Origin of the sequence: Mycolicibacterium elephantis DSM 44368, assembly GCF_004014805.1 — a bacterium.
Taxonomy (GTDB): Bacteria; Actinomycetota; Actinomycetes; order Mycobacteriales; family Mycobacteriaceae; genus Mycobacterium; species Mycobacterium elephantis.
This window is the reverse complement of sequence record NZ_ATDN01000025.1, coordinates 32957-46591: the sequence shown is the minus strand read 5'-3', so window position 1 is coordinate 46591 and position 13635 is coordinate 32957. Positions and strand designations below refer to the sequence as shown.

Genomic DNA, 13635 nt, shown 5'->3' with positions numbered 1-13635 from the left:
CGTCGACACCTAGGCGAACGGCTTTTGTAGCACACTGATCAGATCGCGGTACTTCGCGACGGTGTATTCTCCCGCCTCGCCCCACGAGTCCGTTTGTGTCACAGACATGCCCGCGTCAGCGGCCCAGCCGGCGACCATCTCACCGGTCACATTCGACCGATTGCCGTCATCACGCAGTCGCCCCTGGCTCGCCACCTGTTGCACAACTCGTCCGACCGTTCCCAAGCGACATGTCAACGGCGCCAGGGCGAGACTCCAGCCACGTTTGTCCGCATGGTGCACGACCGCACTACCGCCGGGGCGGAGAACCCGGCCGATCTCGAAGATATAGGAGCGCACGACCTCGGCATCCATGTGGACGAAGGAGTCGAACGACCAGACGAAGTCAACGCAACCATCTGCGGCGGGCACCGATTGCCCGTCACCGAGCTGGTATTCGACATGGTCGAGGTGCCCGAACCGCTGTCGGCAGGTGTTCAAGCAGTTCTCGTTGATGTCCACCAGCACGACGCTGCGGGCCGAATCAACCAAGAACTCCGACCAGCGCCCGTAACCCGGTGCGATCTCCACCACGGCGGCACCGACGCAGTACGGTGCCATGAACGTCTCGACCAGGGCGTCCTTCCACATGGCATAAGGGCGTCGACAGTAGCTGGCGAGGTCGTCCCATTCGTCGCCGTTTTGAACCCAGTCGTGTTCCTGACCCCAGGTTCGGCGGTTCCAATCCAATGTCGGCATAGCGACTCCTTTCTGTGAGATGCGGACCGACTCATGACGACCCGCGGCCGGCGAGGACCTCACGGGTCCTGCCGACCTTGCGTAGTGAGCTCCTGACCAGGCTCCGGACCTCGGGATGGGACAGGACATAGGAAGTGGCCGCCGACGAGGGTCGGCGACAGGCCGCGTACATCAGCGCGCGCGGGGAACGACGACTCACGAACCCGGTCATCACCGACCGGTCGTCCGTCTTGAGGGTGTGCTTGTACTGCTCGTCGCCCCTCGAAAGATCGATGCACTGCACGCCGCGAGCGAACACGGCGGCGATCGTCCGCAGCGTGCGGACCGCACCCGGTGAGTAGCGCGCCCACTCGGGATCGTGCGCACAGAACCAACCCGTGAAGACGGTGTCGGTGGCGAGGCTCAAATCGGTGGCGATGGCCTGTCCGCCGACGCGCAAAGACGAACCGACGCAGTAGACACCGTCGCTTGGCTCTTCAGCCAACTTGTGTAACAACGCGACGACATCACGACGGGCGAACAGATCGGGCCAACCGCTGCGCCGATACTGCCGGGACTTCCAGGCAATCAGCCGACCCAGGTCCACATGGTCGGTCGCGGCGCCCGAGGAGAACACCATGTCCGGATGCTCGCGGAGTAGCTTGCGCTCCTTGTATAGAACGGTTTTGATCGCCTTACGCGTCGCTATTCGGTTCAGGTAGGGCGTCCAACCGCCATCGGTGTCGATCGTCGGCGCCGACGCGGGCTTCAACGATTGGATGCCATGCCATTGGCTCCCGATCAGCTCGGCAAGTTCGAGAACCTCCAGACCCGCCGCCTTGAGCAGCTCCGGCCACGACCACTCGAACCCGCCGCGATGGATGAACCCTTGGCGGGTGTTGACTTTGCCTCCGATCGCGGTGGCCACCCTGCGCGAGCGCAGTTCGATCGGAAGAAACCCCACGACCGCCGAGTCGTCCTCCACCACGACGACTCGGGACCGATCGCTGACGGCATCCGCGGCGAGCGCGAATCCCGGTGTCAGGAAAGGCGTCTGCGCTGACAGATCAGCCGACTGATACTCGCGCCAACACTCCAACTCGTGGGGACCGAGTTCGTGGGGGCGTACCACCGATGCCTTCACGCCAACACTCCTTACCTACTAGGCGATCGGTAACGCGTAGACGCGGACATAATCAACAAGCATCCGGTTCGGAAACGCCGTGCTCTCATCCGGTGCTCCGGGCCAATCCCCGCCGACCGCGAGGTTGAGCAGGATGAAGAACGGGTGGTCGAACACCCACGATCGACCGGCCTCCTCTTTCGTGATTCGCCGCGTGGGCCGCCCGTCGACCTGCCACTCGATGAGCTCGGGAGACCAGCGCACACTGTAGGTGTGCCAGTCCCCCAGCGACTGGCCCGGTGGCAGGACATACTCCGCGCCCCAGCGGAGTCTCGGTGCCTGAACGTGCTGTTCGATGTCTCGCAGCCGGTGACCGATGGTTTCCACGACGTCGATCTCGCCGGCCTCGGGGAACCCAACCTCGTCGAGGTCGATTCCGACCAGCCAGAATGCCCCCCACATGCCCGTGCCGACCGCGCCTTTGATGCGGGCTTCGAAAACCCCGTAGCGCTGCGAGAACTTGTACTTCGACGTCAGCTTTCCGCTGACGTACTCGCATGTGCCATACCAGCATTCGAGATCTTGGTCGGACCGGTCCGCTTCCAACACCAAATGTCCCGCGCCGTCGAGGTACGCGTTGCCCGATCGCGTGTAGTACTGCAGTTCCTCGTTACCCCATCCGGTACCGCCCACGTCGGGTGTCCAGTGCGCCGGATCCGGCGATGAGCCCGCCGGACCGTCGAACTCGTCGGTGAACGTGGGGGTATGCGCACTTCCGGGAACGGCCTCACTGCGCGTGAGGTGGAACTGGCAGGAAGACACCAGGCAGATGGTGAGGACCACGCCGAGAATCTGTTGCATCGACAGGCCGCGATAAGCGCTCATAACCGACCCACCGCGATTCCCCGTGGCGCGTTACCCACCCTGGCCGAAGTCGCGACGATACGCCTCGTTGCGGTGTCGATGACCGTGACCGCGTCCGCATACATGCCGGCGACGTAGAGCCGGGCACCGTCGGGGCTGAGCGCCAGCGTGGTCGGCGCCTCGATGACACCGATCGTATCGATGACGCGGAGCGCCTGGGTGTCGATGACCGACACGGTGTCGGAGTTCTGGTTGGCGACGAACACATATCGCCCGTCTCGGCCGACCGCGATCCCGTACGGGTATTGACCGACCGGAATGCCCGCCCCGACGAGCCGTCTGGTTTCGGTATCGATGACGGAGACGCTGTTGGAGCTTGTGTTGGCGACGTAGACGCGACTGCCGTCGGGGCTCACCGTCACCTGGTTCGGCCGCTCGCCCACACTGATGGGACTGGCGGCCAAGGACAGCGTGTGCGTGTCGAGGATCCGGACATCGTTGCGGTACTGGCTGGTGACATAGATCAGCCCGCCGTCAGGGCTGATGGCGAGGCCTCCCGGCGCGTCACCAACCCTGACCGATACGCCGACCTGCCTGCGGGTGATGGTGTCATAAGCGCGGACGTCGTCGGTTTCGCCGCCCGCGATGTAGATGGTCGTCCCGTCCGGGCTGACCGCCACCCCTGCCGGGTAGCTGCCGACCCGGATCGGATCGCCGACGACTGCGCCGGCGGCTGTGTCGATCACGGTCACGTCGTTCTCGGACGGGCTGACGACGTATCCGCGGTGCCCATCGGGGCTGAGCGCGATGTCGGACGGCACCAAACCCACGGCGATGGGGTCGGCGACCGGTGTCAGGTCACTCGCATCGAGGATCTGGACGTCGCTGGTCCTGGCGTTGGCCACGAACACGTACAACCCGGGCGCCAACGCCGCGGCGCTGTGCCGCGACGGCGGCATGGAGCACGCCGAGACCGTCGCGACCAACGCGGCGATCAGGCTGAACAGCAGTGTGTTACGCATCGCGGAACCCGATCGCCGTCTTGACTGCGGTGCGGGCGGCCCGGCCGGCCCGATAGACGGGAATCCGCTCGATCCAGTACTCGGCGAAGTCGTGCTGCTGTGCGCCGAACCTGGTCTTGAACTGCGCCAAGCCTTCGGAGAAACCGGAATCACCCATGTGGTAACGACGACAGCCGTCGCGACATGCGGCGGCGATGGCCGTCTTGTGGAGCAGGCTGTTCACTTTGACCGGCACGGCGACGTCGGCGTCCATCGCGCCCCGGGTGTAATGGGCCACCGCACCGCCGCGCAACACCAGGATCGCAGCGGTCGGGCGGCCGTCGTACCAGGCCACCGAGATCTGGCAGCGGCCGCCCATTCGTCGCGCAACGGTGCGGAACTTCTGAAGCGAATCCCTGCGGCGGCCCCGCGCCCGAGCAAGCCACCGCGGCTCGCGTTGTCGCGCCGCCCACCGATCGAAGGATTTGAGGAGAAGATCGTAGAAAACCGGCACCAGCTCGCCGCTGCAGTCGGTTTCGACGACCACGCCCGCTTCCTCGGCACGGCGGACCTCACGGCGCAACGCTGACTTGAACCGAGACTGCCACACGGCGTCGAAACCGCCGTCCAGATCGAGGATGTGTGCCCGCGACGGGACTGCGGTGATCCCGCGATGTGCAGCGAGGGGCGCCCAGAGGTCGGCCTGCAGCGGGTTGGGACGCAGGTGCACCCGCGACGACGCGGAATTCGAAAAATCCTGTAGCACAGCGGATATCAAAGCACCGTCGAGAATCTCCTGCGGCGCCACCAAACCGCCGTATCCCCAACTCACAGGCATCGAATGAGTGGCCGAAAGGCGAGTGCCGTACCGTGGCCGTACCAACGGCAGAACAGCCAGCTCACCGCCGGGAAGTTCGTATAGACGACTGGCGTCCTGGAAACGGCCCGTAGCGGTCAGGCACTCGACCCACTCCGGTGACTGTGTCGGCATCGCCTCGGCATCGGCGGCGTAGACGTCTCGCCAGACCTGACGCGGCACAGGGCTGTGTACCCGCACCCTCGGCACCGGCGCGAAGGATGGTGTGGTGGTCTGCAGGTACATGGCGCTCACATCGCCTTTAAGGACTCGGCTTGGGGACCAGAGGTGGACCGCAGCCAGTGAATGGTCCGCTTGATGCCGTCGGCGATCGACACTGTCGGCGCCCAGCCAAGCTCCGCACGACATCTGGTGTTATCCAATGCGATCGCACGGACCTCCCCGGTTCGGGCAGGCGCATGACGCGGCGGCGGCGCGCCGCCCACCGCCGCCGCGATCAAGCGGTGCACTTTGGTCACACTCGTCTGCAGGCCGGTACCGACGTTGACGATCCCGGTCACGGTCGAGTCGGCGGCGGCCGCCCTGACAAAGGCGTCGACGACATCCCCCACATACACGTAGTCGCGTGTCGACTCGCCGTCTCCGTAGACGGTGGGAACACTCCCCTCGATGAGCGCCTTGCAGAAGATCGCGATGACACCCGCTTCACCGTCCGGATCCTGCCGTGGCCCAAAGACGTTCGCGAGGCCGAGACAGACCGTGGACAAACCGTACATCTCGGCGTAGACGCCGGCGTAGAGTTCACCCGCGATCTTGGCCGCCGCGTACGGCGACAGCGGGTTGATGCTTACCTGCTCACTCACCGGGATCAGCGTTGGCGCGCCATACCGAGAGCCCCCGGACGCCGCGTAGACGACTCGTGGCACGTCGGCACGCCTGCACGCTTCGAGCACGTTGATCGTTCCCAACACGTTGACCCGCGCGTCGTACAGAGGATCGGTCACCGACTTCTGCAGGTCGGCCTGGGCTGCCAGATGGAAGACCACGTGCGGGCTGGTAGCGGCGACGATGCCCGAGAATTCCTGTGCTGTCACGTCGCCGCGGATGAACGTGAACTTTCCGACCGAGCAGTGTCCGTACCCGCGTTGTGCGGCGTCGAGGTTCTCGGCATGACCGGTGCTGAGGTTGTCGAGGCCGATCACTTGGTGCCCGTCGGCGAGAAGCCGGTCGACGAGGTTGGATCCGATGAAGCCGGCGGCTCCGGTGACGAGTGCGCGCATGATCAGCAATCTCCTGTCTGGTGGCGTGGTTTCAATTCGGCAGATCTGACGAAGACACCTCGCGTGGCGTCGGGGCCTCGCAGTCGTCGCAGCTGCCGCCAGACGGTGGTTCGCAGCCGCTCGGGGTACGGAGCAACACGTGCGCCTTGACCGTTCAGCCACGTCCGCACCTGGGTGAGCGTCGTTCCGGCGGTGACGGTGAGGCGGGCCAGCGCCATCCGGTCGTCGGCGTGGGAGCTGAGCGCATTCATCACCGCGGCCGCGGAACGGTGGCCGGCCGCCGCGACTACACGTCGAGTGCGGACCGACTGGAAGCCGTGCGGATAGGCAAAGCTGGGAACCTCGAACCCGAGTGCGTCCTCGAGCATTTCCTTGCTGCTCCGCACCTCGTCATAGACCGCATCGTCCGTCATGATGTCGAGCTGCGGATGCGTGTGGGTGTGAGCGCCGATCTCCACTCCGAGTTCAGCGAGTTCGGAAAGCTGCGACCAGTCCAGCATCGCTGCGGGCGGCAGCGTCAGGTCCGGTGCTCGGTGCCCGCGGCCGGCCAGCGCTCCGGTCGTGATGTACACCGTGCTCGGCAGTTTGAAGTCGGCCAACATCTCTGCGGCATAGGCGAAGTCGGCGAAACCGTCGTCGAAGGTGATGAGGACTGGATGGGCAGGCAGAGGGCTGTCGCCTGCGAGGGCGGCACACAGGCCGGAGACCGTCATGGCGGTCCGCCCGCTTGCCTCGATGAGCTCGAGTTGCCGGGCGAACATGGCGGGCCTGACCGTGTAGGGCGCGATCCAGTCGGCTGGTGCCTTCGACACCGAGTGATAGAGCAGGATGGGGATGACGCTCATGACTTCACCGCCGTTCCCTGAGTCGTCTCGCCGGCCGGGTCCGCCCCGGCTGCACGCTTCCCCCATGCCAGCGCGGCGATGGTCGTGACGGCGGCCAGCACCGCGATGCGCGGCGGAAGGGATCCATAGCGCAGCACTGTCATCACGACGGTGACCAGGATCGCCAGCGCCGCGCTCAGCGCGATGGTCAGAACCCACCTCTCGGAGGTGTCACGTACCAGGAGAGCCGACATCGGATATCCGGGCCCGGCCAACACGAATAGAAACACAGCGACGACACGTATCGGCGAGGCCGGTGGCATCATCATCACGATGGCCAGCACCACCCAGCCGGTGGCCGCCAAGACCCAGAATCGGATTCGTATGTCGCGCAGGGAAATAAGCGTGGTCACATCGACCCCTCTTGCTTCATCGGATGGGCCATCGTCAGCACCACCGCGTCATCCGTGCGATAGATCACCGTGAACAGCGGTGAGTTGGTGACGGTTTCGGTGAGGCTGGCGATGCTGCCCGCCGGCATCGCTCCGATCATCTCCACATCGGCGATCTGGCTGCGGGTGAGAACCAGATAGGCATGGTGATAAGGCGCCATCAGGTCGGTGAAACCGCCCACCGGGTCGTCGAGTATCGCCTGGCGATCCTCGGGTTCGAGAAGACCGAATCTCTCGTAGGTGTAGAACTCGTAATTCATGAAGGCCCAGGGAAAGTCGCGGGTGGCACCGATGATCAGAGAGCCCCTTGGCGCGATGCCGTACACGAAGACCGATGCGCCGGCTTCGCCCTGGCTGAAGTAGTTCGCCTGCTCCTTGCCGTAGTAGCTGACCAGGAATCCCGGGATCAGCATCAGCAGAACGATTGGCAGCGCAAGCCTGGTAGCCCATGAGCGTCCCTTGCGTTTGGTCGGGAAGAAGGCTGCCGCCGCGAAGAAGCACAGGAACGGCAACGCGAACAGATAGATGCGGAACACCATCTCGCCGTCGTAGTCGTTGATGGCGACCACCGGAACCGGTGCGATAGCGAGCAGTGCCAGTGCGAACTCGCGATGATGGCGCAGTCGCCGGATGAACCCCGCCACGGCCAGCAGCCCGATCGCGCCGCTGTGCAGCCGGTCGATATGCGCGACCACGACCTGGCTGGGGCTGGCATCGCCCAGGTTGATGAAGCCGGACTTCGCGTTCTCTCCTGGAGCACCGAGTTTGGCCATCAGGCCGGCCATGTTCTCGGCGATCCATGGCCAGGCGAACAGCACATCCCAGCCGACCGCGGCAAGGATCGCCACCAGCAGAAGGGCTTTCACCCGGTATCGACAAATCGCCAGGACTGCCAGCGCAAGCACCGTCATCAGCGGGGTGAGTTGGTGGGTGGGGGCGATCGCGGCCACCATCAGAACCAGTGCTCCCCAGAGCATCAGGTCCCGGCGGCGGTTTCCGGTCTCACCCCGCGGCCGAGGTGCCAGATAGCGCAAGCACAACGCCAGAATCGTGAGGTACAGGAAGAACGCGGTGGGCTGTGGGGCGAAATAGTCCTGGCCCACCCAGTTCGCCAGTACAAAGATCACCAAAGCGGTCCACAGCAGCCGGCGGTCATCGGTGAAGGTTCGGGCTATCAGGTACACCGGCCCCAGCATCAAGACCCCGAAGACAGGTGGCGCCCACGCGGCGTAGTCGAGGGAGCTTCGCAGACCGGCAGCCTCGATCAGCGTGGCGTTCAGGGTGAAGAAGCCAGGCCAGCGTTGGTAGACCCCGAGCTCGCGGATCGAGCTGTCGACTCCTTCATGACGCACGAAGAAGTCGATGACACCCACGTGCTTCCAAGCCCATGAGTAGCGCAGCGTGTCGTACAACACGCATGGCGTCGCATGCAGGATGAGAATCAGTACGCCCAGGTAGCCGCTCAGAAGCCATGGCCGGATGGGGAAACCGATGATCAGCGCGGCGTACCCGACCAGCAAGACCGCCAGCGCCAACCAGAAGGTCACCGGGAACAGCGGAACGAGACCGAAATCGCCGATCAGGTCCAACCTGATTTTCGGCAACGAAACCAGCCACAGCACAACGGCTGCGCATACGGGTGCCATTCCAGCGGCAATGAGCAATGGCCGCCGAGACGACTTCGACGTCTCCGCAGGCACGTTCACCCGGCCCTGTGTGTGCCCGACGGCGTATCCGAGACCTGTGATGACCACCCCGATGACCAACGCGAACGCGGCGATCAGCGCCGAGGGGTGGCCGCGAAACGCATGCCCGACATTGCGGGCCAGCGCGCGCGGTACGGTCGAGGTCAGGTACCGCCGTTCGGTCGACAGGGCGTGTTTGGCCGTCGCGGTGCAACTCACCCGCGCTTTCGACAGTCCCTCCGAGAAGCACCGAGAACGGTAGTAGGACCAGGTGCTTCGCGACGCGGGGACTTTGTGCAGTACACGAGCGCTGGGTTCATATAGGTGTATGCCCTCGGGGTTCTCGCGTTGGACACGGATGCACAGTTCGGTCTCCTCGCATCCCACCGGCCGCGCCCCGACTCGGCCCAACGCGGTGTCGAATCCGCCGGAGTCGAGCAACAGGCTGCGGCGCAGGGACATGTTCGCGCCGATGAAGTTGCGGATGGGGGACCGCTCGGCAGGCAGGCCCTGGTAGCTGCAGCCGACCACCCAATCGAATTCGGGGGGAAACCAGTTCGGTCGCCCTGCGTGCCAGTTCGGGGACACGTGACCGCCCACACCGAGAACATGTGGGTTCTCGTACGGCGCGGCGAGCGAGGCGAGCCAATCGGGTGCGGCGACCGCATCGTCATCGAGGAACGCGACGATGTCTGAGCGCGCTGCGCTGACGCCGGTGTTGCGAGCACCCGACAATCCCTTCGGCTCAGGACTCTGGATCACGGTGATGTCCGAGAAGGTGCTCGTCGCACGGTCATACAGCGGCCGACAGTGGTCGATCACCAGGATGATCTCGGCGGCGGGGAGCGTCTGGGCCCGCACTGATGCGATGGCGGCCGACAACTCTTGCCACCTGTCCTCGGTGTAGGCGCATATGACCACCGCCACGGTCAGCCCGGAGACATTCGTGCTGGGGCAGACAGCAATACCGCGACGCTGCCTAACTATGGGCCGGGGCAAGGCCGTCAGCCGCGGCGTCCTGGATGCGACGACCGCGCGCAGCACGGGCGCGATATTGGCCGTCCACCAGATCCGGTGTTGCTGGTATGTGGTGCATTTGCGCCACATCTCCGCCGCGTGGTGCAACCACGTCAGGATGATCAGCGCCTCCTCGTCCACCCGGTCACAGCCGGAGGTGGCCGCTTCACTGCTGTGGTAGCTGACCGACAGCGGCTCGCGTTCACGGCGATTCAATCCGCCCGCGCGCAGCCGCCGTCGCACGATGGCGCCGAGTTCGCGTCCCCCGATCATCCGGCTGACGCCGAGAACCAGCAGGTAACCGTCGAGCAGCGCAAGCTGTCCGGGTCGGGCGCCACCCCAGTCCACGATGCCGGTGACTACGCCTGTCTCCGGGTCAAGTTGGATGTTGTCGGGCGTGAAGTCGCCGTGTGTCCAGCTCACCAGCGTCCTGCGCTGCATGAGCGCACCGCAGAGCAACTCGCCGATCTGGTCGACGTTCGATGCGAGGCGCGGTTCTATCCGCAGACAGATGTCGGCGAGGGCTGCCAGCGGCTCCCCCACCCAACTGCGCAGATGGGTGTCATCGACCAGCGCTACCGTTCCGGTCTGCTCGTGCAGTCGCGCAATGGCGGTCAACGCCTCTGCGGTGAAGGCTCCGGCCCGGTCGCGGTGACGGAGCACCGCTTCGGCGAGGGTCACCCCGGGCCGGTATGTCTCCAGTGAGGTTGCGCCATCGGTTGTTTCGCGGTAGGCGATGATTCGTGGCAGCAGCGGACGCAGGTCGTTCAGCCGGTGATCCGCGGTGAAATGGTCGAGGACCGCGCGTTGGGTGCTCAGTTCGCGAGTGCCCAGAGCTCCGTAGGCGAGCTTGGCGACCGCGCACGGCTCACCGTCCTCGGATCGCAGGATCGCCACCGCGACGTCGCTGACGGTGGGCACCGCTTGCGCGTTCGTGCAACCGGCCGTCTCCGGGCAGTCGGCGACTGCCGATTCCAAGGCGTGAAACGATGGCGAGCGGCCGGCTTTTCGGCTGCGCAATAAGCTCAGCGCCGATGCGACAACCTTGTGCAGCCGCAGGGCAGCCAGCACCTGCAATATCCGAACGGTTGCGGAGGCCGGCAGCATCTGGCGCCACGCGCCGGCCTGCGGTTTGCGAATGTCGCTGTGGTTGTTCGACATCCACTGATCTCGGCGCACCAGCAGATAGCCCGCCATGACCGTCTGCGCGATCAACCAGGCCAGACCGGCCCCGGTCAACCCCATGACGTGCAGCAACACCCAGGTCAGGCTGAGCACGATGGCGCACTGGGTGAGCTGGATGGACAGCAGCAGACCGAGACGACGTTGCGCCCTGGCAGAGCTGACGGCGGTGGTGACCACGAGGTTGGGGATCGCCGCCAGTGCGAGCAGGCGAAGCGTGTCGGTAGCCTCCTGGTAACCCGGCCCGAAGATGCTGAGTAGTAGCGGGGCCGCCGCGATGGTCACGATCACCACCGGGACAAGTAGTTTCGCCGTGTGGCTGAGAACGTGTCGCACCGATTTCGCCAGCCGGCCGGGGTTCGCAGCCGTCGCGGCGACCAGCGAGGTGCCCATGTTCGTGTTGAGCAGGTGCAGGCTGTAGGCAATCACCCAAGCGATCGCAAAGTATGCGTTCGGCGCGGCGCCCAACACCGCGATCACCATGATCGGCATCAGATCGATCGAGCCGATCGACGAGATCGATCCGGCGTAATCGAAGGCGACGAACCTTCCGATCTGGCGCACAGGCGGTAGATCGTGGTCCTGGCGAAGCCGTTGATGACGTGGGATCGCCCAACCGAACATGTAGATCCCGACGACGATCACCAGCACCCACATCGACAGCACCCACGACGCGAAGATGCCGTGCATCGGCATGGCGGTGACGAGCGCCACCACAACGGCGACCTTCGCCACGGCGAACACCACGTTGATGACCGGCACCAGCTCTGCGCGCTGCAGCCCGACCAACACCCCGTTCTGGATGACGAACAGCGCATAGCCGGCGGTGCCGACCACGAACATCGCCATCGGCAGCACACCGGAGAGAAATGTCGTGTCCGGGGCAATGATTCGGACGATCAGCACGGCGGCGGTGGAGATTGCGACGGCCAGGCAGCTGCTGACGACGAAGGAGACCGCGACGAGGCGCCGGGTATGTCGCCCCGCGGTCGGCACGAATCGGACCATCGCACTGGAGAGGTTGAGCGCGGCGACAGCAGCAGCCAGTACCATCATCGAAATGGCGGCGGAGTTGCTTCCCACGCTGGCCGCGTCGTACTTCCACGCCGCCACCGCCCAGTAGCCGAAGCCGATCACCGCTGAGAGACCGGAACTGATGGTCAGCAGGTAACCGTTTCGCAGCAAGGGGTTTCGCCACCCTGCACGCATTGCAACGACGGCCTGTCGTGGCCGTGACACACGTCCGCGTGCCGGCGGGGCGAGAGTCAGATCCGCCTCGGTCACACCGAGCGATTTGGGCGACAGACTGGTGTCGGCGGTCATTGATGCGCCGCGCTGCGGTGCGTACGCCATCGGCTGACGGCATAGGCGACCGGCCCGTACGCCAGGCCACGCTTCTCCAGCCGCGCCAGTTCCGATGGCCAACCGACATACCGGCCCTGGTTGCGGGCGGACGATGCCTTGAACGCGTATCCGACACCAGCGGGCAAGCGCCGCAGCAGATGCGGCCACATCGTCGGCTCTTGCACCATCACGCTGGTCAGAAACGCACCGAGGCCGACACCGTAGCCAAACGCCTGATTGCGTAACGCGGCCATCTCGCGGTGGTGTTTGTGCCACACGATCGCATCGGGCTGGTACACCACCTGGTGTCTCAAGACGACCCGGAAGAACGCCGCCAGATCGTCGCCGCCGCGGGCGAAGGTGCCCACCCCGATCGCTGGATCGAAGCCGCCGAGTTCACGCAGCACCGACGTGTCGAACGCCATGTTGGCACCCGAGCCGAGTCGTCCCGCGGTGAAAGGAAAAAGCGGATCGTCCGAGCGGTGGTCAGTGCCGCCGAAGACCTTCAGCGCGAACCCCTTGTCGAAGCCGCCGTGTCGTTCCAGAAGCAGCTGCGCCGGCGTGTCGAGTTGGGCCGGAAGGATGAGGCCCGTCACGCATCCGACATCAGGCGCGGCGGCGAAGCCCTCCGCGATGGCGGTGAGCCAATGGCGGTCGACGATGACATCGTCGTCGACGAATGCCGTGATCTGCCCGCGGACTTCGGCCAACCCTCGGTTGTGTGCCGAAGCCAGGCCGCGACGATCTTCGCGGACGTACCGAACGCGCTGCGGAAAGTGGGTGAGCACCTCGGCGGTGGACGACGTGACCGGGTCGTTGTCCACGACCACGACGTCGAAGCGGGGGTACTCGAGGTCGAGTAGGGCATATAGGCAGTCGCGCAGGCTTTCCGGGCGCTCGCGGGTGGCGACCACGACGGTGATATGCGGAGGATCAGCCAGCACCGCAGCACGGCGCTGCAGACAACGGTGTACCGGGCCGCGCACGCGGCCAAGGGAACCGGTGTCGTTGACCGGCGCCATCTCGTCGGCCAGGAGGTGCTCGTTGACCGCCACCCGCATGGCCGACCACACCGTCGCCGCATGCGTCTCCCAGCGACGATCGGCACGCCCGTCGAGCACGACGATGCCGAGGGGGTGGGTGTGCAGCCGGACCAGCGCGAGAATCTTCTGTGTTCCCGTGGACGGCTCGGCGAGCTGCAATCTCGCGGGTGGAGCGCTCAACTCGATCTCTGTGCGGCCAACCGGGAGATCCTCCTCGAGGATCGACCTGGCGGTGGGCTCCTGGTTCAGCAGGCGTCGCTGCGGGGTCTGACATATCTGAGTCATC

10 protein-coding genes are annotated in these 13635 nt (G+C 65.3%); all 10 read right to left on the bottom strand.

Going from position 1 to position 13635, the window contains the following annotated elements; translation table 11 throughout:
- Positions 1 to 9: 9 nt before the first annotated feature.
- The 10 genes from MELE44368_RS17770 to MELE44368_RS17725 all read right to left on the bottom strand — a co-directional run bounded on the left by MELE44368_RS17770 (position 10) and on the right by MELE44368_RS17725 (position 13634).
- Positions 10 to 738 (bottom strand): class I SAM-dependent methyltransferase, encoded by a 729-nt coding sequence (locus MELE44368_RS17770; protein ID WP_128109708.1) that lies wholly within the window; start codon positions 736 to 738, stop codon positions 10 to 12.
- A gap of 31 nt (positions 739 to 769) precedes the next feature.
- Complete coding sequence (locus MELE44368_RS17765) at positions 770 to 1861, bottom strand: GNAT family N-acetyltransferase (protein WP_128109707.1); 1092 nt, start codon at positions 1859 to 1861, stop codon at positions 770 to 772.
- Positions 1862 to 1879: 18 nt separating this feature from the next.
- The gene (locus tag MELE44368_RS17760; protein WP_128109706.1) at positions 1880 to 2725 is read right to left on the bottom strand and encodes a glycoside hydrolase family 16 protein; all 846 of its coding nucleotides are present in this window, start codon (positions 2723 to 2725) and stop codon (positions 1880 to 1882) included.
- Positions 2722 to 3726 (bottom strand): beta-propeller fold lactonase family protein, encoded by a 1005-nt coding sequence (locus tag MELE44368_RS17755; protein WP_128109705.1) that lies wholly within the window; start codon positions 3724 to 3726, stop codon positions 2722 to 2724. The genes MELE44368_RS17760 and MELE44368_RS17755 overlap by 4 nt, the downstream gene beginning before the upstream one ends.
- Positions 3719 to 4807, bottom strand: a complete 1089-nt coding sequence (locus tag MELE44368_RS17750) for a GNAT family N-acetyltransferase (RefSeq protein ID WP_206613799.1) — start codon at positions 4805 to 4807, stop codon at positions 3719 to 3721. Before MELE44368_RS17750 ends, MELE44368_RS17755 begins: the two co-directional genes overlap by 8 nt.
- Before the next feature lie 5 nt (positions 4808 to 4812).
- The gene (locus MELE44368_RS17745; protein ID WP_128109703.1) at positions 4813 to 5802 is read right to left on the bottom strand and encodes an NAD-dependent epimerase/dehydratase family protein; all 990 of its coding nucleotides are present in this window, start codon (positions 5800 to 5802) and stop codon (positions 4813 to 4815) included.
- 2 nt (positions 5803 to 5804) lie between these two features.
- Positions 5805 to 6647 (bottom strand): polysaccharide deacetylase family protein, encoded by an 843-nt coding sequence (locus MELE44368_RS17740; protein ID WP_206613798.1) that lies wholly within the window; start codon positions 6645 to 6647, stop codon positions 5805 to 5807.
- Positions 6644 to 7039 (bottom strand): hypothetical protein, encoded by a 396-nt coding sequence (locus MELE44368_RS17735; protein ID WP_128109702.1) that lies wholly within the window; start codon positions 7037 to 7039, stop codon positions 6644 to 6646. Before MELE44368_RS17735 ends, MELE44368_RS17740 begins: the two co-directional genes overlap by 4 nt.
- The gene (locus MELE44368_RS17730) at positions 7036 to 12147 is read right to left on the bottom strand and encodes a glycosyltransferase (protein WP_164890138.1); all 5112 of its coding nucleotides are present in this window, start codon (positions 12145 to 12147) and stop codon (positions 7036 to 7038) included. The genes MELE44368_RS17735 and MELE44368_RS17730 overlap by 4 nt, the downstream gene beginning before the upstream one ends.
- A 134-nt stretch (positions 12148 to 12281) precedes the next feature.
- Complete coding sequence (locus tag MELE44368_RS17725; protein WP_128109700.1) at positions 12282 to 13634, bottom strand: glycosyltransferase family 2 protein; 1353 nt, start codon at positions 13632 to 13634, stop codon at positions 12282 to 12284.
- Position 13635 lies beyond the last annotated feature (1 nt).